Source organism: Streptomyces malaysiensis subsp. samsunensis, assembly GCF_024519315.1.
Taxonomy (GTDB): Bacteria; Actinomycetota; Actinomycetes; order Streptomycetales; family Streptomycetaceae; genus Streptomyces; species Streptomyces malaysiensis.
On record NZ_JANIIC010000012.1, the window covers coordinates 35,420 to 55,679 of the forward strand.

At 69.3% G+C, this 20,260-nt stretch carries 19 protein-coding genes and 5 pseudogenes; 3 read left to right on the top strand and 21 right to left on the bottom strand.

The genetic code is table 11. From position 1 onward, the window contains the following. Positions 1–103 precede the first annotated feature (103 nt). From NQU54_RS12905 to NQU54_RS12975, 16 genes and pseudogenes are all read right to left on the bottom strand, one after another. On the bottom strand, positions 104–1,141 hold the full coding sequence (locus NQU54_RS12905; RefSeq protein WP_257631176.1) for an aldo/keto reductase: 1,038 nt from the start codon (positions 1,139–1,141) through the stop codon (positions 104–106). A 70-nt stretch (positions 1,142–1,211) separates the two neighbouring features. Beyond that, positions 1,212–2,234, bottom strand: coding sequence for an aldo/keto reductase (locus NQU54_RS12910; RefSeq protein ID WP_257631177.1), 1,023 nt, complete (start codon positions 2,232–2,234; stop codon positions 1,212–1,214). Positions 2,235–2,261: 27 nt separating this feature from the next. After that, complete coding sequence (locus tag NQU54_RS12915; RefSeq protein WP_257631178.1) at positions 2,262–2,741, bottom strand: acyl-CoA dehydrogenase family protein; 480 nt, start codon at positions 2,739–2,741, stop codon at positions 2,262–2,264. Positions 2,742–3,205: 464 nt separating this feature from the next. Further along, positions 3,206–3,496: pseudogene (locus NQU54_RS50050) on the bottom strand (acyl-CoA dehydrogenase family protein); the annotation flags it as partial. 80 nt (positions 3,497–3,576) lie between these two features. After that, positions 3,577–4,896: an NtaA/DmoA family FMN-dependent monooxygenase gene (locus NQU54_RS12920; protein ID WP_257631179.1), complete on the bottom strand. Its 1,320-nt coding sequence runs from the start codon at positions 4,894–4,896 to the stop codon at positions 3,577–3,579. 94 nt (positions 4,897–4,990) lie between these two features. Next, entirely contained in the window at positions 4,991–5,821 is an 831-nt protein-coding gene (locus tag NQU54_RS12925) for an NADPH-dependent oxidoreductase (RefSeq protein WP_257631180.1), read from the bottom strand. 49 nt (positions 5,822–5,870) lie between these two features. Next, on the bottom strand, positions 5,871–6,956 hold the full coding sequence (locus tag NQU54_RS12930; protein WP_257631181.1) for an LLM class flavin-dependent oxidoreductase: 1,086 nt from the start codon (positions 6,954–6,956) through the stop codon (positions 5,871–5,873). A gap of 51 nt (positions 6,957–7,007) precedes the next feature. After that, positions 7,008–8,150: an acyl-CoA dehydrogenase family protein gene (locus tag NQU54_RS12935; RefSeq protein WP_257631182.1), complete on the bottom strand. Its 1,143-nt coding sequence runs from the start codon at positions 8,148–8,150 to the stop codon at positions 7,008–7,010. A 68-nt stretch (positions 8,151–8,218) separates the two neighbouring features. Next, positions 8,219–9,133, bottom strand: a complete 915-nt coding sequence (locus tag NQU54_RS12940; protein ID WP_257631183.1) for an LLM class oxidoreductase — start codon at positions 9,131–9,133, stop codon at positions 8,219–8,221. Between the two features lie 17 nt (positions 9,134–9,150). Further along, positions 9,151–10,398 carry an LLM class flavin-dependent oxidoreductase gene (locus NQU54_RS12945; RefSeq protein ID WP_099016685.1) on the bottom strand — a complete coding sequence of 416 codons (1,248 nt, stop codon included), beginning with the start codon at positions 10,396–10,398 and terminating at the stop codon, positions 9,151–9,153. A gap of 9 nt (positions 10,399–10,407) precedes the next feature. Further along, entirely contained in the window at positions 10,408–10,713 is a 306-nt protein-coding gene (locus tag NQU54_RS50055; RefSeq protein ID WP_372505869.1) for an acyl-CoA dehydrogenase family protein, read from the bottom strand. Between the two features lie 1,477 nt (positions 10,714–12,190). Further along, positions 12,191–12,478 carry a hypothetical protein gene (locus NQU54_RS12955; RefSeq protein ID WP_257631296.1) on the bottom strand — a complete coding sequence of 96 codons (288 nt, stop codon included), beginning with the start codon at positions 12,476–12,478 and terminating at the stop codon, positions 12,191–12,193. 104 nt (positions 12,479–12,582) lie between these two features. After that, positions 12,583–12,725: pseudogene (locus tag NQU54_RS12960) on the bottom strand (alcohol dehydrogenase); the annotation flags it as partial. A 25-nt stretch (positions 12,726–12,750) separates the two neighbouring features. Next, positions 12,751–13,315, bottom strand: a pseudogene (locus NQU54_RS12965) (SDR family NAD(P)-dependent oxidoreductase); the annotation flags it as partial. Positions 13,316–13,337: 22 nt separating this feature from the next. Further along, a pseudogene (locus tag NQU54_RS12970) lies at positions 13,338–13,697 on the bottom strand (transposase); the annotation flags it as partial. Then, positions 13,683–13,914, bottom strand: a pseudogene (locus NQU54_RS12975) (helix-turn-helix domain-containing protein); the annotation flags it as partial. The pseudogenes NQU54_RS12975 and NQU54_RS12970, both read right to left, overlap by 15 nt. Before the next feature lie 558 nt (positions 13,915–14,472). Here NQU54_RS12975 and NQU54_RS12980 point away from each other — a divergent pair. Further along, on the top strand, positions 14,473–14,829 hold the full coding sequence (locus NQU54_RS12980) for a hypothetical protein (protein ID WP_257631185.1): 357 nt from the start codon (positions 14,473–14,475) through the stop codon (positions 14,827–14,829). A gap of 39 nt (positions 14,830–14,868) precedes the next feature. On the opposite strand, the gene NQU54_RS12985 is transcribed toward NQU54_RS12980, so the two are convergent. The 5 genes from NQU54_RS12985 to NQU54_RS13005 form a co-directional block, all read right to left on the bottom strand. Then, positions 14,869–15,183, bottom strand: coding sequence for a hypothetical protein (locus NQU54_RS12985; protein WP_257631186.1), 315 nt, complete (start codon positions 15,181–15,183; stop codon positions 14,869–14,871). A 754-nt stretch (positions 15,184–15,937) separates the two neighbouring features. Further along, positions 15,938–17,035, bottom strand: coding sequence for an alkene reductase (locus NQU54_RS12990; protein WP_257631187.1), 1,098 nt, complete (start codon positions 17,033–17,035; stop codon positions 15,938–15,940). A gap of 121 nt (positions 17,036–17,156) precedes the next feature. Further along, positions 17,157–18,119, bottom strand: a complete 963-nt coding sequence (locus NQU54_RS12995; RefSeq protein ID WP_257631188.1) for an Lrp/AsnC family transcriptional regulator — start codon at positions 18,117–18,119, stop codon at positions 17,157–17,159. Between the two features lie 80 nt (positions 18,120–18,199). After that, the gene (locus NQU54_RS13000) at positions 18,200–18,580 is read right to left on the bottom strand and encodes a type 2 periplasmic-binding domain-containing protein (RefSeq protein ID WP_257631189.1); all 381 of its coding nucleotides are present in this window, start codon (positions 18,578–18,580) and stop codon (positions 18,200–18,202) included. Positions 18,581–18,882: 302 nt separating this feature from the next. Beyond that, positions 18,883–19,359, bottom strand: a complete 477-nt coding sequence (locus NQU54_RS13005; RefSeq protein WP_257631190.1) for a cupin domain-containing protein — start codon at positions 19,357–19,359, stop codon at positions 18,883–18,885. 27 nt (positions 19,360–19,386) lie between these two features. Here NQU54_RS13005 and NQU54_RS13010 point away from each other — a divergent pair, with 27 nt between their 5' ends. Continuing rightward, positions 19,387–20,007, top strand: a complete 621-nt coding sequence (locus NQU54_RS13010; protein ID WP_257631191.1) for a TetR family transcriptional regulator — start codon at positions 19,387–19,389, stop codon at positions 20,005–20,007. Next, positions 20,004–20,249: an alpha/beta fold hydrolase gene (locus NQU54_RS13015; RefSeq protein WP_257631192.1), complete on the top strand. Its 246-nt coding sequence runs from the start codon at positions 20,004–20,006 to the stop codon at positions 20,247–20,249. The genes NQU54_RS13010 and NQU54_RS13015 overlap by 4 nt, the downstream gene beginning before the upstream one ends. The last annotated feature ends 11 nt before the right edge of the window (positions 20,250–20,260 follow it).

Sequence of the window (20,260 nt, forward strand, 5' to 3'; positions counted from 1 at the left end):
GTGGTTTCACCGGTCCTCAAGCTCGGTGACACAGCCGCCCCGGGGAGGGTGGCCGGCCGAAACGGCCGACTGCCCTCCCCCGGCGACGGTCTCCCTGGCGGTGTCAGCCGCGCCGGCCCGTGCCGTGCACGCCGTACTCGTCGATGACGGCGAGCTCCTCGTCGGTGAACTCCGGGCCGTTCAGCGCCCGCAGGTTGTGGTCGAGTTGCTCCTTGGAGCTGGCGCCTACCAGCGCCGAGGTCACGGCGGGGTTGCGCAGCACCCACTGCAGGGCGAGCTGGGCCAGCGACTGGCCACGGTCCTCGGCGAGCTTGTTCAGCTGCGCCGTGCGCTGCCGGTAGGTCTCGTCGATCTGGTCGGGCTTGAGGAAGTCACTGTTCCGGGCGCGGGCACCGTCCGGGATGGTCTCCAGGTACTTGTTGGTGAGCAGGCCCTGAGCCAGCGGCGAGTAGACGATGAGACCGAAACCCTCCTTGACGGCCAGGTCGGCGAGGCCGTTCCGGTCGATGCTGCGGTCGTACAGGGAGTAGCGCGGCTGGTGGATGAGCAGCGGCACGCCCTCGGCCTTGAGCAGCTGGGCGATGGCCTCGGCGCGGTCGGGCTTGTAGTTGGAGATGCCGACGTACAGAGCCTTGCCCGACTTGACGGCCGTGGCGAGCGCGCCGGCGGTCTCCTCCAGCGGCGTCGTCTCGTCCGGGGTGTGGTGGTAGAAGATGTCGATGTAGTCGGTGCCGAGGTCGCGCAGGCTCAGCTCCAGCGAGGTCAGCAGCGCCTTGCGGCTGCCGCCGCGGAGGTTCGGGTTGGGCCCGAAGATGCCACCGGCCTTGCTGGACAGGATCAGCTCATGGCGGTAAGGCGCCAGCTCCCGGCGCAGCACACGACCGAAGGTCTGCTCGGCGGCGCGGTGCGGCGGGCCGTAGCGGTTGGCGTTGTCGATGGCGGAGATGCCCAGATCGAACGCGTGCAGGATGATGTCGCGCTGGGTGTCGTAGGCGTAGTCGGCGCCGAACTTCTGCCACAGGCCCAGGGAGAAGGCCGGCAGGTCGAGCCCGGACCGCCCGGTGCGGCGGTAGGGCAAGGAGTCGTAGCGGTTGTCGGCCGCCTTGAAGACGTCCTCGTAGTTCGGGTACTGCTCGCTCATCGGTGCTCTCCCTTATCGCTTATCGGGCTTATCATGCTTTTCGGGGCTTGCGTATGGGATGGGACGGAACTCAGCGGCGCAGCGCGGCCGGCTTCAGCGAGGGGGTGTCGCGACCGGTGTCGCGCTCCAGGAACTGGGTGCCGGGGTCGACGATCTCGTCGATGGCGTCCAGGGTCTCGGAGCTCAACTCGACTCTGGCGGACTTCAGGTAGGTCTCCAGGTGGGCGTGGGTGCGTGGCCCGGTGATCACGCTGCTGACCACCGGGTGGTTGAGTGCGAAGGCGACCGCCAGCTCGGGCAGCGTCAGGCCGTTGTCCTCGGCCAGGTTGGCGAGCGCGTCGGCGGCGGCAAGCTTGCGTTGGTTGCGCTCGAGCGATAGGTCGAAGCGGCCCGGGATCAGCTCGGCGCGGGCCGACTGAGGCTGCTCGCCGCCGATGCGGTACTTGCCCGACAGCCAGCCGGCGGCCAGCGGGCCGTAGGAGAGGACACCCTCGCCGTACTTCTGGACGGTCGGGAAGACTTCGCGCTCGACCCCGCGGACGAGGAGCGAGTACGGCGCCTGTTCGGTGTGCGGGGCGATGAGGCCGTGCTTCTCGGCCAGCCAGTGCGCTTCGACCTTCTGGTGGGCAGGGAAGACCGAGGTGCCGTAGTAGCGGATCTTGCCTTGCCGGATCAGGTCGTTGAGCGTCTGGATGGTCTCCAGCAGATCGGTGTGCTCGTCGGGCCGGTGCGCCTGGTAGAGGTCGAGGTGGTCGGTGCCGAGGCGGCGCAGACTGTTCTCGACGGCCTTGACGATCCAGCGGCGGCTGTTGCCGGCATGCTGGGGGTTGTCGCCGACCTGGCCGTGGAACTTGGTGGCCAGGAAGAGGTCGTCGCGGCGGTGCCTGATGGCCTTGCCGACGATCTCCTCGCTGCCGCCGTTGCCGTAGACGTCGGCGGTGTCGACGACATTGATCCCCGCGTCGAGCGCGGCCCCGATGATCTCCAGGCTCTCCTTCTCCTGAGTCCAGCGGCCGAAGTTCATGGTGCCGAGGGCGAGCGGTGAGACGCGGACGCCGGTGCGGCCGAGGTAACGGGTCAGGCCGATGGTCATGCGTGTGGTGATTCCTTTCGAGGGCGGTCAGAAGAGGCCAGTGGTCGGGGGCTCGGCGACGCCGAGCCGGTAGGCGCCGGCGACGGCGAGCTTCCAGTCGCGGGGGTTGTGGTTGGCGATGACGCGGGCGTTTCGCCAGTGGCGGTCGTAGCCCCACTCGCGGTTGGTGATGGTGCCGCCGCCCACGTCGAAGATCAGCGGTGCGGCCGAGAGAGCCGCGTCGATGGCGATGACCGCGGCCTCCGCGACGGCGGCCGCGGCGCGGGCACCGACGCGGTGCGCTTCCTCGCCGTGCAGGCCGCGCACTGAGTCGAGCTCTTCCGCGGCGAGCACGACGGCTGAGCGCGCCGCGCGGGCGTACGCCGATATCTGCCCGATGCGACGCCGGATGTACGGGTCGTCGATGCTCTTGTCGGCCGAACTGTGCTTGATGGGCCGGGCCTTCTCCCGCACCCACCACAGCGCATCGTCGAGGACTCGGGCGGCAATGCCCGCCTCGATCGCCACGAGGTGCAGCTGGGGATAGCTGCCCTGCCACGGGTTGTCCGCGACGGGCGAGTCGCGTCGACCAGGATCGCCTCGTCGTCGCCGACAAGGACGTTGGTCAGGCGGGTGGTGCCGCTGGCGGTGAGCCGCTGGCCGACCGCATCGAAGTCGTCGAGGCGCTCGACGCCCTCGCGGTCGACCGGCACCGTGAACCGCAGGACGGCACCCTGAGGAGTATTCGCCGTCCCACCGAACCATTCGGCGTACAGCCCGCCGGTGGAGTAGTACTTCTCGCCGTTCAGCACCCAGTAGGTGCCGTTGCGCACGGCGGTGGTGTTCACCGACCCACTGGCGCCGCCGCTCCGCTCGTTCGCGGTGCCGGCCAGGATGTGCCCGCGGCGGAGCCGGCTCAGCGTCTCGTCACGGTTCGGGGTATCCGGCCGGGACGTCACGGCCCACGCGGACATGAACGTGGAGCGCAGCGCCTGGGCGACGTTCGAGTCGGCACGCGCGATCTCGATGACGACCTCCACGGCATCGCGCAGGGAGCCTCCTGCACCGCCCTCTTCGCGGGCCACCACGGCCAGGGCGACGCCCGCACGTGCCAGGGCGCGCACGTCGTCGAAGGGGTAGTCGCGCGTTTCCTCGCGTTCCGCGGCGGAAGCGGCCAGCCGCGCGAGGATCGGCGCCGTCACGGTGCGCAGCTGGGCGACGGTCAGCGGCTCGGCGGGAACCGGCGGACTCCCTGGCACAGCGTCTGCCACATCCAGAGTCATAAGAGCCTTCCGAGTGGTGTCCAATGGACTTGTTGACTTCGGTCCAAGGGGCGGACGCCCGTCTTGGATCGCGGTCGCCTTCAGGCCGGACTCACAGCGAGCCGCCGGCCGGCCGGCTGGAGTCCGGGCACCGGCAGGCGCAGACGGTCGCGTAGCGTGCCCTCCGGGTACTCCCGGTGGAACAGGCCGCGCTCCTTCAGAATCGGCACCACCAGGGTGGCGAAGCGTTCGAGGTCGATGCGTGTGTCGGCGAACATCACCGTGAAGCCGTCGGCGGCTCCTTGGCGCCACCACGACTCCAGGTCGTCGGCGATGCGCTCCGGCGAACCGACGACCAACCGGTGGGTGCCGATGCCCGCGGTGTGGGCCACCAGCTCGCGCAGCGTGCGCGCGCCCTCGGCCAGCACGGCGCGGGTGTTGTTGTACATACCGATCGAGAAGGCATTGAGGTTCGGCTCGGTCGGCAGGTCCTCCAGCCGGATGACGTCGTCGGGGCAGAAGGCGTCGGCCGGCAGGCCGAGCGCCGACAGGACCGCCGACACGATGTACTCGATCGGGGGCAGCGTGGCGTTGAGTTCGTCGTGGCGGCGCTTGGCATCCTCCTCGTCGGTGCCGACCAGCACGATGAGGCCGAGCGAGTACTTGATGCTGTCGGCGTCCCGGCCGTGTGACTGCGCGCGTGCGCGGATGTCATCACGCGAGGCCTTGGCCTTGGCAACGGTGTGGCCGGCGGCGAACACCACGTCGGCGTACCGGGCGGCGAGCTCGAGGCCGGCCGGCGTCTCGCCCGCCTGGGAGATGACGGGGCGAACCTGCGGCGAGGTGGGCACCGGCAGCGGGCCGGCGACGTCGAAGAACTCGCCGTGGTGGTCGATGGCGTGGATGCGGCTCGGGTCGCCGAACTGCCCGGTTGCCTTGTCGGCGATGATCGCGCCGGGCTCCCACGCCTCCCACAGCCGCGTGATGACCTCCAGGAACTCGTGCGCCCGGCGGTAACGGGCGTCGCGGTCGGGGTGGGCGGACACCCCGAAGTTCGCGGCGGCAGTCGGGTTGCCCGTGGTCACCACGTTGAGCGCGGCACGGCCCCTGGTGAGGTGGTCGAGGCTCTGGAAGCGCCGGGCCAGGCTGTAGGGCGTGCTGTAGGTCGTCGATACGGTCGGCAGCAGGCCGATCCGTTCGGTGGCGCCGGCGATCACGGCCAGCAGGGTGAATCCGTCGAGGCCGCCCGAGGTTCCGGCCGCGATCTCGGGCCCGAGCGCGGGGCTGTCGCCCTGGAACACGGCGTCGATGCCGGCCTCTTCGGCAAGCTTTGCCAGGCGCACGTAATGCTCGACATCGAGGTAGGCGTGCGGGTCGGCATCGGCCAGCCGCCAGGCGGCGCGGTAGTGGCCGGGCGACATCAGGGAGAAGTTGAGGTGGAACTGGTCGCTGCTCATGGAAGGCTCCGGATGGTTGGGCGGCGGAACGGGTGAACAGGGCAGCCCGAGACGGTGGTCAGCGAGAGGGCAGGTCGCGCCGCTCGAGGATGTCGCGGAGCCTGTCGCGGCCGGCCAGGCTGGCAGCTCCGGCGAGCCGGGCCAGGACGCGCTCCGTCCACGCGCCGGTGAGCCCGTGGGCACGGTTGTAGGCGGCCAGGCGCTCGTCGTACTCCGGTAGGTCGGCGTCGGCCCGGCCGGCGTCGTAGGTCTCGCGGTGCAGGACGGCGGTCTGGGGGAGGCGGGGCTTGACGTCGGCGTCCTCGGTGGGGTCGGGGTGCCCGACCGCGAGCCCGAAGACGGCCACGCTGTGCGGCGGCAGGCCCAGTTCCTCGGCGAACTCCTCGGGGTGGTCACGGACCGCGCCCACGAAGACCGATCCCAGGCCGAGTGACTCCAGCGCCACGACCGCGTTCTGGGCGGCCAGCGCGGCGTCGATGACACCGAGCAGCGTGGACTCCAGGTAGACCGTGGCGCCGAGCGGCTTGCTGTCGCGCTCCGCCAGGCGGTGGCCGCGGTCGAGATCGGCCACCCAGACCAGGAACAACGGCGCCTCGATGATGAACTTCTGCCGCGCCGCCAGGTCCGACAGCCGCCGCTTGCGCTCCGGGTCGGTCACCGCGATGACGCTCCATGCCTGAAGGTTCGAGGACGTCGACGCCGACGACGCCGCGGCCACGATGGCCCGCAGTTCCTCTTCGGTGACGGGTGTCGGCAGGAACGCGCGCACCGAGCGGTGGCGCAGCTGGTGCTCGATGACCGGCGAGGTCGCTCCGAGGACGAAGTCCGGGTCGCCATAGCGGATACCGGCCCGGTTGATCGTCGTGGAAGTGGAATCGGTGAGGGTCATGTGCACGGGCTCTCTTCAGGAGGGAACGGGATCGGGATCAACTCCGCGCTCACCGGGCGCTCTCCAGTGCGCGGAGCTTGGGCAGCAGCTCATCGCCGATGCGGATGATCTCCTGTTTGTAAGGCGTGTCCGACAGGACGAAGTGCGAGATGCCGAGCTCGCGGTAGCGCCGCAGTGCCTGCGTGACATCGTCGGCCGAACCGACCAGCCAGGTGGTCGCCGCTCCGCCGCCGCCCACCGTACCCGGCGTGGTGTAGAGGCAGGTGTCGAGCACCTCGCCACGTTCGGCGAGTTCCAACAGACGCCGCTGGCCCACCGCGGTCCTGCGGTTGCCGGTGGCGGCCCAGCCGGGGCCGGCCTCGGCCTTCTCGGCCATGCCGGCGACCTTGGCCTCGGCGTCGCGCCATGCCTCCTCGGTGGTGTCACGGACGAGCGTGGTGATGCGCAGGCCGAACTCCAGCGGCTTGTGCTTGCGCTCGACCTTGGCTTCCAGCTTCCTCAGGCGCTCGATGCGTTCGGCCAGGCCCTCCAGCGGCTCGCCCCAGAACAGCTGCACGTCCGCCTCGGCGGCGGCCACCCGCTCGGCGGGCTCGGAAGCGCCGCCGAAGTAGAGGGTGGGGTGCCGGTCGGAGTAGCCGTCAGGGTGCGGCAGCACGGTGGAGTTCTTGACGGCGAAGTGCTCGCCCTTGTAGGTGACGTTCTCCTCTGTCCACAGGCGCCGGACCAGCTGGACGAACTCGCGGGCGCGCTCGTAGCGGTTGGCCGGGTCGGTGGTGTAGTCGCCGTAGGCCGCGAGGTTGTCGAGGCCGCTGACGATGTTGACCAGCACGCGGCCGCCGCTCAGGTGGTCGAGCGTGGCGGCGGAGCTCGCGAAGTGCGCGGGCTGCCAGTAGCCGGGCCGCACGGCGATCAGCGGCTTGAAGGTCGTGGTCCGGGCGGCCAACGTGGCGCCCAGCGTGAAGGTGTCGGGGCGGCCCCAGCCGGTGCCCAGCAGCGCGCCCTCCCAGCCGTGGTCCTCGGCGGTGCGGGCCAGATCGGTGGAGTAGTCGAGTGTGCCCCAGCCCTCGTCCCCGCTCGTGTCATCGCCGCGGTGGCCCGGCTCGATCTGGTTGGGTATGTACCACAGGTAGCTCATGTCGGTGTCCTGTTCCGTACGAGGCGCTGGTGGAGTGGCTCCGGTGACGTCCTAGGCGAGCCGGGGAACGCTGTTGGCGATCGCGTCGAGCTGCGCGGTGCGCTCGGCCCTGGTTTGTCCCTGTACCTGTAGGAACAGGACGGAGCGGGCATGCAGCTGTGCGGTGTTGTCCGCGGGAAGTCCCCGGCCGGCGCGAGCCACCACGAGTGCGCGGCTGAGCGTCGTCAGGGCCTCACCGGCACGGACCTTGAGCGAGAGCCGTTCCGAGAGCGAGGCATCGGGGTCGCCGCCGTCGAGCACCGCATCCGCCAGCTCGTACGCCCGGGCACGGAGGCCCTGTAGATACGGGAGCCATGCCTCGGCTACGCCGGTACCGTGCGGTTCGCCGGCGATCTCATCGAGGATGCGCCTGCCCAGCCCGAAGAACTGCGAGCCGGCGTTGCCGGCGGTGGAGTTGTCGCTGTGCTGCCACTCGGCCAGGGGCTTCACGGCGAGTGCGTAGGCGTCCGGGACAACCACGTCGAGGATACGGACGCGCTCGGTGCGGCTCCCGGACAGCGCCTGGAGTGCCAGCGGCGTCGCGCGGTAGTGCTCATCGATCGGGACGAGGGCCAGGATCACCTGTTCGGACTCCGGGTCGACCGCGGCAAGGACGGCGGCCTCGTTGAGGCCCCAGCCGCTGAACCACGAGACCGTGCCGTTCACCGTCCATCCGTCGCGGGAGCGCCGCGCGGTCAGGTTGCCGGTCGGGTAGCGGCGCACATCGCTCAGTGCCGCACCAATCAGCAGCTCACCGCGCAGCACGGGCTCGACCAGGGGGTGGGATCCGCCGTCCTCGGAGTTCAGCGCGCCGGCGATGCGCGCGACGGTCGGCGCGTGCTGGGCCCAGATCAGCCAGACATTGAGGTCGGCGTAGGCGAGCAACTCGTGCAGTCGGCGGTCGGCGTAACGGTCGAGGCCGGCACCGCCGAACTCCAGGGGCGCCAGGTGGTTGAGCAGCCCCAGGCCGCGGAGGTCTTCGATGGTGTCCCGTGAGACGCGCTCACGGTCGGTCTGGAGTGCCGCGGGCGCCAGCTTCTCCAGGGCGTACTTCTTCGTGTGAGCTACCAGTGGTCGCTCGTCGGCGGCGTCGACCGCTGCTGCGGCGGTCGTGGCCGGGGCGGTTGTCTCCTCAACGGCTGCTTGGGCCGGCATCAGCCGCACCTCCTGAACTGTGGGTTCTCATGGGACGCGTCGGGGTCAGCCGCATGGGCTGCGACGCCTCAGGCCGACGGCGTCAGCGAGAAGGCGCTGCGCAGGGTCGCGTCGGTGCTCGGAAGGAGGGCCGGCACGACCTCGGCGATCAGGGCAAGCACGTCGTCCTTCCCGCCCGCAGCCACGAGTTCGACGCCGTCCAGCCCGTGCTCGGCCACGAGGGCCGGCAGGGTGGCTGCCACCGCTTCCGGCTCGGTCACGTCGACGCGAACGACCAGCGCGACGCTCTCGCGCGGTCGGCCCGCCCGTGCCAGGGCGGCGGACAGATCGGTATCGGCTGTCGGCACCGCCTTCCGGTCGACGACGACGACGTCGGCGTTGCGGGCGATGACGTCCCAGCCGAGGGTGTCCACATCATCGGCGATGAGCAGCGGGCCGCCCTGGGGCGAGGTGGGGCCGTCCAGCGGCCCGGCCACCCGGTAGTAGTCACCCTCGAAGTTGAGCGGCTTGATGCGGGTGTTCTCGGCGAAGACCTCGCCGTTCTGGTCGCCGACGAGCGCGGCGGGCGGGAAGGACGTCCACAGGCCCTTGAGGATCTGGGCGTACTCGTCCCAGCGAGCTGACCGGTCGCTGCCCGGCTTCGGGGCGATCGGGTCACTGACCTCGTCCCCGTCGCCGGCGCGCAGGGCGAGCGCCGCACGCCCACCGGTGGCCCGGTCGAACGAGTTCGAGCGGCGCGCAAGGTTCGTCGGCGCGTTGTGGCTCGTCGAAGCCTCCAGGATCCACCCGAGATGCGACTGCAACGCGGCATCCGTACCGGCCAGATACGAGGCGATGACCGAGGCCTCCAGGGTCTGGCCCGGCGCGCCGTCGAGAACGCGAATCGCTGTGACCCCGGCGTCCGCGGCGGCCTTCGTGATGTCGGCGGCGTCGGAGGGTGAGATGGTGGTGCCGGCCGCCAGGTCGACGATGATGATGCTCATCAAGTGTTCTCTCATGCTCAGCGCGCGGTCTCGAGCGCCTGCTCGGACACGTCGAACGCGATGGGGGCCGGCGGGATCGTGAAGCCGAGGTGACCGCGGAGCGTGTCCGCCTCGTACTCCTTGCGGAACAAGCCGCGGCGCTGGAGTTCGGGGATCACACCGTCGACGAAGTGGTCGAAGCCGGACGGCAGGACATCGGGCATGACGTTGAAGCCGTCGGCGGCACCGTGACGGAACCAGTGCTCGATGTTGTCGGCGATCTGCTCAGGTGTGCCGGCGACGATGCGGTGGCCGTTGCTGCCCGAGAGCCGACGGAGCAGCCGGCGCAGCGTCGGGTGCTCCTTCTCGATGATCGCGCGCACGATCTTGTAGAAACTCTGCGAGCCGCCGGCCTCGTCCGGGTCGGTCAGCAGCTCCTGCGGAATCGGCTGGTCGAGGTCGAGGTCATCGAGCGAGAAGCCGAGCTGAGCCGCGAGCCGGGTACGGCCGTATGCCAGCGGCAGCAGGTCGTCGAGCAGCTCCCGGCGCTTGCGCGCTTCCTCCTCGGTGCTGCCGACCACCGTGGAGAGGCCCGGCAGAATCACGACGTCCTCCGGACGGCGCCCGAACTGAACCGTGCCGGCGCGGATCTCGTCGCGGAAGGCCCTGGCGTCGTCGATGTCCTGGGAAGCGGAGAAGATGACCTCGCCGACCCGGGAGGCGAGCCGCTTACCGTCGCTCGACCCGCCGGCCTGGACCACCACGGGACGGCCCTGCGGCGAGGTGAACGCCTCGCTGCCGGCCCACTGGGCCACGACTCGCTCGGTGAAGTCGCCGGCGCGGCGGTAGCGCAGCGCGTGGTCGGGCTCCTGGTCACGCCCGAAGTTGCGAGCGGCAGCGGGGCCGGCCGTGGTCACGACGTTCCAGCCGACACGCCCGCCGCTGATGTGGTCGAGGTCACCGATACGGCGGGCCAGCTCGATGGGGTCGTTGTAACTGGAGGAGAGGGTGCCGATGAGGCCAATGCGCTCGGTCTGGGCGGCGATGCGCGCCAGCACGGTCGAGGGCTCGAAGTTGTTGCCGGGACGGTGACGGATGATCGGCTCGATGACCGGGCCGTCGGCCAGGAAGACGGCGTCGAGTGCGGCCGCCTCGGCCTTCTTGGCGATCGAGGTGTAGTGGTCGATCGAGTAGGCGGCGAGCGGGTCGCTGCCGGGCAGGCGCCAGGCGCCGCCGAAGACACCCGAGTTGAGGATGTTGACGTTGATGTGGAGCTGGTTGGCCATGCGGACCTCTCAGTTGTCGGCGGCCGCGGATGCGCGGCCCCGGTCGTAGCCGTTGACCGGGCCGGTGCCGTTGATGACGTAGTCGCCGATCACGCGGGGCTTGAAGATGACGGGGTTGTGCGAGGCCGGCGTGCGGGCGTTGCGCCAGTGGCGATCCAGATGCGCCCGCTCGCGTACGGTGGAGGAACCGCCAGCGTGGAAGGCCAGGTTCGCTGCCTCCAGAACGATGTCGATGAGCGCGACCTGGGCAGCCGAGGTCTCGATGTATGCCTGGGCGAAGGCTCCGGGGTGTCGGCGGTCTCGGCGCTCTCCAATGCCTCGGACACCTTGCGCAGCACGGCATCAGCGGTGAACCGGTACGCGTACAGGCGCCCGACCATGCCGAGTACATCGGGATCCTGCGTGGCCTTGTCGGACAGGGCGTGGAGACTGGCGCGGCTGTGTCCCTGCACCATGGCAGCGGTCTCGACCACGAGGCTGCGGGCGATGCACGTCAGGTTGGCCAGGTGCACCAGCTGCACGAAGGAGTTGAGCGAACGCAGATCTTCCTTGTCGTGGCCCAGCTCGCCGTGGTCCGCGACCGGCACCCGGTCGAAGACCGTCGTGCCGCTGCCCGTCAGGCGCTGCCCGATGCCGTCCCAGTCGTCGAGGTGGGCGACGCCGGGATGCCGGGCGGGGACAACGGCGAACCAGCGGTTGCCCTCGTCGTCCGCGACCGCGACGCGAATGTAGTCGGCGTACTGCGACCCCGTCGAATGGAACTTCGTCCCCGAGACGAGGTGCTGCCCATCGACAGACTCGACCTTCGTCGTGGTCTCGAACGGCGCTCCGTTGAGTTCTGACTGCGCGTTGCCGAAGACGGCACCCGCGGCCACCTTGCGCAGCCAATAGGTCGCGGTCTCCTGGTCTTCGGCGTGGCGCAGAATCTCGACCGTGATGAAGTGACCGCGCAAGATCTGCGGCACGTTGGAGTCGGCTTCGCCAGCCTGCGCAAGCAGCTCGAACAGCGTCGGGAGGTCCACGCCGAAGCCGCCGAGCCCGACCGGCACCCGCAGTCGGCCGAAGCCGGCGTCCGTGAGGGCCCGGACAAGGTCGATTACCGGCACCCGGGTTCGAGCTACTGCCCGAGGAACCGCACGCCGACAGGAGCAGGGCGGAGGTGGTGGCAATGGCGCCAAGCGCAGGCGATGGGCGGCGCGGACGGAACGTGGTCATGGCCTGAACGGTCTTCCTTCTTGGGCCGCACGAAGCCGCCCCCGGTGGGCCCGTCAGAACGCACAACGGCGGCGGGCAGCAGGGCAGCAGGAATAGGTGGCGCTTTACGGCTAGTTCGCGCCCGCCCGGTGGGCGCGTCAGAGCACACAACGGCACCGGGCAAAGCAGCAGGAACAGCTAGCGCGTTACAGGAAGTTCGCGACAGGGAAGCACCGTCACTCACACACCGGGACGCAAGGAGCTGGGCGACGGGAGAGGCGAGGCGAACGCAATGGACGGGCTAGTGGAATCCGGCGATCGACCGATGAGAACGGCCAATGGGAATAACCGTCAGCAGAAGCGACACGCGCTGGTGGCGATCAGCATGTAATCAACCACTCGGCGGCTGGTCAGCGGCGTCCACGACATGAGCGAGAGATTGGCATCCGCAGGCAGGAACGGTCAAGGGTCGCCCAAATCGCGAGACACGAACCTGATTTAAGCGGAGGGCGGCTGACGGAGGAGGGGCGCTAGCGGGGCCGTACCGCTTCATCATGGCTTCACCGGCCGTGAGCTGGGGTTTTCCCAGGTGGTCGCCCTACGGGTTAACGGCACACGCTCGTAAGCAGCGATCAGTCGTGGAGTCCAGGACTACGCGCAGTGTCGTGCTCACACCGGCCATCGTCGCTTCGTTCACGTGACCCAGGAATGTTCCGGAGCGGATGCGCTTCACGGTGAGCGTGGTGAGATCGACCGCCGCGGCCGCGCCGTGCACGGGTTCTGTGATGGGCACAGTGACGACCGTATCCGGTGCCCCGCCGGTCTCGTCGATCATCATCGCGACGACGCTCGAGGGCAGGGCTTCGATCGCGGCGTCGGACTCCACGATCAGTATCGCCCGGTCTTGGTCGCCAGCGGCACCCGCCACACTTGGCCGCGCGCCAGCGCCTGTGGCCGTACCACTATGCGACGCCCTCACCGAAGACGTCGGAGCGGCGTTCGATGCGTCCACGACCGCGTCGAAAGGCAGGGCGGGAACGTCGTTCTCCCGCCATACGTGCTCGAAGCCGAGGCCGCAGGCGAACGCGAGTGACTCGTCGGTGTCCCATCAGGTGCACCTCAGGCCGTCCGGCAGGCCGATGTGCGCGGTCCGGTGGGTCACGGACGCAGGCTGGTCATGCCCCCGTCGAACACGGAGGATCGTTCCGGTGGTGGAGCCCGCGCGCAGAGAAGCAAGCGAGATGACGGCGTGAGCCACTTCCTCGGCGGTCACCATGCGCCCCAGCGGCTGCCGTGCCCGGAGCGCTTCGGCTGCCGCGTCCGGGTCCTCCGCGTCGTCGAGCAGGCGCGTGACCCAGGGGGTGTCGGCGGTCCCGGGGCCACGGCGTTGACGCGGATCCCGTCTGTCGCATGGTCGACGGCCATGGCGAGCGTCAGCACGTGAACCGCGCCCTTACTGGCGCTGGGGCCCTTTGGCGTACGCCGATGAACGCGACGGCCGGGCAGAGGTTCACCAGCACCGCGTGCGGTGAGCGCCGCAGGTGCGGCAGGGCGGCTCGGGTGATCCGGGCGATGCCGGTGACGTTCACGTCGAGGACACGGGTCCACTGGGCGTCGTCGTTGGTGTCGCCGGCACCGATACCGCGCCGATGCCGGCGTTGTTGACCAGGACATCGAGACCGCCGAAGCACTCTGCGACCTGGGCGACTCCCTCACCGACGGCCACGGCTCGGCTCTCGACGCTCTTCGACACGGTCACGCCACACTTGGTCCCGGTCTGTCAGCCAGGCCTTGAAGCCTTGTTTGGATCGGCCCTCGACCATGTCGAGCAGTCGCGCTGAGCCAGTGCCCTCGCGGATCCCGGTGAGGTCGATGATCACGGTGACGTACTTGTCGCCGCGGCGTGTGTGTCTCCACACGTGCTCATCGACACCGATGGCGGTCACCCCGTCAAAGCGGTGTTCGTCGTCGATCAGCACCTGCTTGCCTTCGGCGAGGACGGCGTCGTTCGCTGTGTTCCAGGCGACGCCGAGGGCTTCGGCAACGCGAGCGATGGTCAGGTGCTGGACGACGATCGCTTCCAGGGCCCACTCGACGGCTTCACGTATGTAGCGGTACACGGTCGCGATCCCGATGCCGAACCCGGCGGCGAGCTGGGCGTAAGTCACCGCACCGCAGGTGGGCCAGGGCGAGCAGGGCCTGACGTCCGGCAGGAAGGCGCCGCCACCGCGTTCCGATCTCCTGCCGCCGGGCTGTCAGTTGCCCGGTCAGGAACCGCAAGGTGCGGCTGGACAGATCAATCGAGGACGGGTAGACAGGCACGCGAAGCTCCTGGCGGACACGGGTGATCTTGCTCGAGAAACCGTCTACCAGGAGCTTCGTCGTTGCGCAGGACAGTCCAACTCGCGGTCAGCACCGCCAGCTTGAAAAGGGCTCAGTGCTGGTCCCACCAGCAGGCAGGTTTTATCACCACGGCGGTGGTTGGGATGGCACATACTGCGGCAATCGCCGCGACTGCTCCCCATAACATAGCCGACTCGTACCAGGCAGCAAGTGGTGTCATGGCTGTATCCAGGCAACGAGACGTCGGTTCAGAAAGACCCATGATGGCTGCCGCGTACGGGTGAGCGACGGGCCACGACTCCGGGGTCCGGGGATGCGGCCCGTTCAACGTGCGGCTATGGAACACACCCCGATGCCCGAGCCAATGCGCCGCACGGTCAACCAGTTCGTGCACGAGGCAGTCGAGCGCTGCCGGAGGTCATGGACTACGCGTCCCCGGACGCGTCGCGCGCGACTGGAAGCGGATGACGCTGTACCGGGCCACGGACGCGGCAGACACCATGAACTGCGTGGCCATGCTGATCGCCGTGTACGGAGGTGCTGTTCACGACGGCGTGCCTGTACGGGCTGCGGGACCGGATGTGCGACGACCTCAGCTTGCTGGATCGCTTCCCGGCGGAGGCGGCTGCGATGGCCCGCCGGGTCGCCGAATGCCTCGATCGTCTCCTCGTAGGTGTCGGCGCTGTACGTATGGTTGCTGGGGAAGAACGGCTGTTGTGTGTGCCTCCGGCGGCCGCGGAGCCGGTTGGCTCCGACCGACACCGCCCAGTTCTCGTGGTAACCCACGTCGTCGGAGACCAGGCGCACCAGCTCCAGCATGTGCCGGGTGAGGATGACGGCGCCGGCGTCGAAGAGGACCTGCTCTTTCTCGGCCGTCGGAGAGACGGGGCATGAATAGGCGCAGCCCGCCGCCTTCGAAGAGCTGGACTTCGATCACGTCTTCGTCGTCGTAGCTGCCGTCTGCGGTGTACGTGCGTCGGACTTGAGGTTTGAGGAGCTGAGAGCCACTCCCCTGGCGCGCCCGTGTCCTTGGTGAGCGTGGCTCAGATCGGGACTGAAGCCCTTGCCTTTGAGCGCTGTCCGCAGGCTCTGGTTCTCGTGGACGCGGCGGATCAGGGTGTGCAGGCGCATGTTCCAGTCCTGCGCACCGGTGGTGGACAGGCACATGTCTCGTCGTCCGGCGGTGGGCTGGGCGACCGGGAAGAGGTGGGACTGGGCTCCGACGTCGCACAGCGGGTCTTCGTCCATCTCCTTGCGCAGCAGGGCGAGGGTGTCGGCCTCGGTGTTGCGCCGCCGTGCTGACGACTTCGGCGTCGCCCATCTGGTACTTCGTCTTGCCGCCGCGGCGGAAGTAGGGGTTGTCGACCATGCGGAGCGACGTGGCCGGCCGGGATGTTCACGATGAGATAGCCGGTCCCGTCGTCGGCCGCAGCGCTGTTTCCTCGGTGAGTACGGTCAGCGGCGGGTCGGGGATCGTTGCTGTTGGGGGCCTTCTTCAGGTCCAGGTGATGGCTCTTCTCGAACAGGCCGCCATCAACGGCGGCCTGGAGGTCGGCCTCGGTCTTCGGCATCCACCGGGGGTTTTCGGAGGAAAGGTAGATCGATGTCACTGTGCGGTCCCGCTTCCCGTGATCAAAGGCCCAGCAGGGGCCGTAGCCCAAGCGGCTGAGCGCCAAGAGTACGGAGCGGGACCGACAGTCGAGCGCTCGTCTACTCCGGGCCAGGATCGCGCAGCGGGTTACGGTGCCCGCAGTCCCAGCACCCCGCAGTCTCCGTGAGGTTGCTCTGCCTCCTCACCGGCGAGAGCCACCCGCACGGCATGGCCGCCAGGCTGTTCCGCAGCAGCGAGAAGGCGATCGATAACGGCCGCACCGCCGTGGACGAAGGCGCCCTGCGCATGGCGTACCGGCTCCTGAGCCGAAGTGAGGGTGAACAAGCGCCCTCATCCTGGCCCGACAGAATCTATGCGAGTAGACCATGGGAGGTGAACAAACGCCGACGGTCACGAGAGGGCTTCCTCCAGGCAGGGGTAGTCGGTGTAGCCGCGGTGGTCGCCGCGGTAGAACGTGGTCTCGTCGGCCTCGGCGAGCGGGGCGCCGAGGCGGAGGCGGTGCACGAGGTCGGGGTTGGAGATGAACAGCGTCCCGAACGAGAGGATGTCCGCCAGCCCGTCGTCGACCAGGCGCAGTTGCCGGCGGCCGGCGGGCCAGTCGTGGTGGGTCTCGTGCGGATTGAGCATGAACACTCCTGCCCAGTGCTCCCGCAGTTTCACCGTGAGGTCGCGGTGGCCCGGAAACTCGAATACGTGCAGGTAGGCCAGGTCGCGTGGCAGACCGTCGACCAGGGTCAGGTAGAGCTCGTGCAGGTCCGGCTCCTCGAGGCCGAACGCGGTGCAGCCGGGGGAGATCCGCAGTGCGAGCCGCTCGGGTCCGATGCGCGCGGCGACGGCATCGACGAGGTCGAGCGGGAACCGGACGCGCCCGGCGACGCTGCCGCCGTAGCGGTCGGTGCGGCGATTGGCGTTGCCGGAGAGGAACTGCTGGATGAGGTAACCGTAGGCTCCATGCAGTTCGACACCGTCGAACCCGGCGTCGATCGCGTTCGCGGCCGCATCGGCGAAGTCGGCGATGGTATCCGCGATGCCCTGCATGGTCAGGACTTGCGGTATCGGGTACGGCTTGCGCACGGCCGGTTCGCCGCCGTGGACGCGCACGACGCCTTCGGCGGCACACGCGGACGGGGCGAGCGGGTGCAGCCCGCCGCCGAGGAGTTCGGGGTGGCTGTTACGGCCGGCGTGCATGAGCTGTGTGTAGATCCGGCCGCCCGCATGGTGCACGGCGTCGGTGACCGGGTGCCAGGACGCGACCTGCGCCGTGTCGTGCAGGCCGGGGGTGTCGGTGTAGCCCTGGCCGACACGACTGGGCTGGGCGGCTTCGGCGACGATCAACCCGGCGGTCGCGCGCTGCCGGTAGTACTCGGCCATGAGAGGGGTCGCTGACAGGCCGTCGCCGTAGGCGCGGCGGCGGGTCAGCGGGGCCATGGCGACGCGGTTGGGCAGGGAAAGCGGTCCGATGGTGATCGGGTCGAATGCGTTGGGCATCGGGAGTTCTTTCTCGGAGCGAGTATTTTCGTGCCCCGCCACAATCCCCTCGCGCTGAGCCCCTCGGCAGGAACACCGTCCCAGTGGGCGCTATCCGACACGGAGGGCCTCGTACGCGGCGCTATCCGACGATCGGAGACGCCCCCTTGACCACCCGCATACTCGGCGCGGTCTCCACCGACAGCAGCCCGGGCAATGCCGCCACCGGGCCCGTCAGGTATTCGTACAGCGCCGTGCCAGTGGGGCACTGCACGCTCGCGTACAGGTTGGACATACCGGTGGTGGCAGCCGCGAAGCTCACCTGCGGATGCTCCGCCAGCGCCTCACCCGCAGCCGCCAGCTCACCCGGCGCGACTGTCAGCCACAACCCCGCCGATGTCCACGACCCCAGCAACGCCGGGTCGACATCGACGTCGAAGTACACCACCCCGCCCGAACGCAGCTCCGCCAGCCGCCGCCGCACAGTCGTCTGCGACCAGCCCGTCGCCCAGGCCAGCGACCGGAACCCCGCCCGCCCGTCCAGCGCGAGCGCCTCCAGCAACGCGTTGTCCTCCGCCGACAGTTCCACGGGCCCGGTCACGCGTTTCGCCGCCGGCGGCGACAGCTGCGCGCACTGCTCCGCCGTGAGCGGCCCGTTCTTCGTCAGCGGACTCTCACTTCCACCGAAGAACGGGTGCAGCACGCGGTGCGCACTCACCCCGGTGACCCGGGGCGTGCGGGGCAGGCGAGACAGCACGGTCGACTCCGCGGCCGACGTGTCCGTCACCGCCTGAACCATGCACAGGACCTCCGCGCCGCCCGAGGCGATCTGCACCCACGACGTCTCCGCCTGCTTCGCCAGCGCTCGCGCGAGCCCCGCCACCGCCTCCGGTACGCACCGCACCCGCACCAGCCACAACTGCCGCCCCACCGCCTCCGGCCACACCGCACCGACCACCCGAACACCCGCCTCGTTCCGCAGCCGCGCGTACCGGCGCGCCACTGTCTGGTCCGAAACCCCCAGCACCGCACCGACCAGCGAGAACGCGACCCGCCCATCGATCTGGAGCGCCTGCAGCAGTCCACGTTCGACCGCGTCCAACATGTGTCCCGTCCTACCGATCCGACTCATCCGGCGCGCTCCGTGTGCGCCCCCGGGATAAGGAGAACGCACAGACGGGCTCGCTACCGTGTCTGACAGTTCAGGTGCGACTGGTCAGCACCGTGTCCGTGGCGGGGGCTGGTCACTTCAACCCCGACTTTTCCGTAGGTCGTGTCCAACAGCCCCGAGATGCAGAGGTCGTAGTCCGTAAGCGGCGTGACGTCGAACAGTTTCTCCCCCGAGTCGGTTTTCAGGCTCTTCAGCTTCTTCTGGGATGTCGAGTCCGCAGCGGTACAGACGTCCGTTTTTGGGGGCAGATCCACGTACGAACGCACCTCCTTGGTGTAGAGGGATCCCGTCTTATCATCGTTGACCCATACCGTCCCCTCGGTGTCGCCTTTGCGCATGAGCAGGCGCTGCCCGGTGAGGAGGTACGGGCCGGCGAAGGCGACTTCCTTCTCCATACTCAGTCCGGGCTGGCCCGCCTTGGTCCCGAGCGGCCGGCCGTGGCCGTGTATTTGTCATCGAGGGACCGGACATGACGGAGCACACTCACGGTTTCCTCCACAGGGGCTGGAGCCGGGCACCGCCCCGCCGACGGCGGCCGCTCCAGCAGAGATTGAGGGAGATCAGGGGCGCGCGGCGCAACGCGCCGGGACCACTTCGGGTCCGCGGGACAGGGCCGGACCGGCGTTTTCGGCGCGCCGGATACCGCAGGGCCGTCGCCGGTGGCTCCGGGCGGCGCCCCCACTGCCCCGGAGCAGCTTCACTGCCCGTTCGTGCGCTGTCCGTTCTCGTCGACCGGATACGACACGCATGGGTCCGCCTCCACGACCAGCACCAGGGACTTCGCGAGCGTTTCCTCCCGGTGGGTGTCCCCGGGGTTCACGAAATAGCAGTCACCGGGTCCCAGCGTGCGTTCGCCCGCACTGTCGGTGTAGCGCATCGCCCCTTCCAGGATGAACACGCTGACCCAGGTGTCGTGCCGGTGCTTCCCGAGGTCGTAGTCCTCGGGAATCCGCCAGAGCTCTGCCGCGGTGCCCTCCCGCCCCTCCCAGAGTCCGCAGCGTTCCAAGGTGTGCCCGACGGTCTGCGCCGCCCGCCATTTCTCCTGATGCACATGCATGAACTCGGCCATCTCGTCGTCCCTCTCGCCCCATTCGGCACCGTTGCGCGGTTCCCGCTCTACCTGAGGAACCGTAATAACGTTATTATCGAATGGCAACCCGCCGTGCAGCCGCACTGGCCGCGATGGAAGGAGTTCGTGCGTATGCCCCCCACCCGTAGCGAGGCCCGGGACCGGAACAGGCAGGCCCTGCTGTCGTCGGCCCGGGATCTCATCGCGTCCGATGGCACAGAGGTCTCGCTGAGCGCCATCGCGCAGGCCGCCGGGCTCACCACGGGGGCCGTGTACTCCATCTTCGGGAGCCGGCAGAACCTGCTCGTCGAACTCCTCGCCGAGGATTTCCACCGGTACCAGGGCGCCCTGGCCGAACTCGCCGATCCCGAGCTGGGCCTGCGGGCCGTGCTCGTCGGGGTCGCCGACGCGTGGCTCACCACCTACGCGGGTGAGAGCGCCGCACGCTGGTCATTCGAGCTCAACCTGGCTCTGGCGGCGATCCGCGACCCGAAGCTGAAGGCACGGCTGGGGGACCTCAAACTCGGCGAGATCGCCGATCTCTCCGTCCTGCTCACGCGGCGGGTCCTGCGCGAGGACGCACCGGACCGGCGCACCGGCGAGGCCGAAGCCCGAATCGTGGCCGAAGCGATCCGTGCCTTGCTCTCCGGCATCGCGTTCCAGTACGCGATGACCGACCAGCGCCCCGAGCGAGCGTTCCTCCGTTCCGCGTGCGAGGCACTGGCCGCCCTGGCCGACCAGGACACGCCATGAACCCCGCGTCGGCACAGACACCGACCACGGTCCCGGCGGTCCCGGCGAGGATCGCACCCCCGGCACGGCACAACTTCTGTACGCCGCTGCCGCTGTCACGGGAGCTGGCGCACGGCATCCCGAACGCCGGGCTGACCGTCTTCGAGGACGCGGGCGAACTCATCGAGCTGGAGCGGCCCGCGCGGTTCTTCGCCGAGGTGAACGCCTTCGTCGAGGGGCTGAACGGCCCGGATCAGGGCTGAGGCGGGCCGCG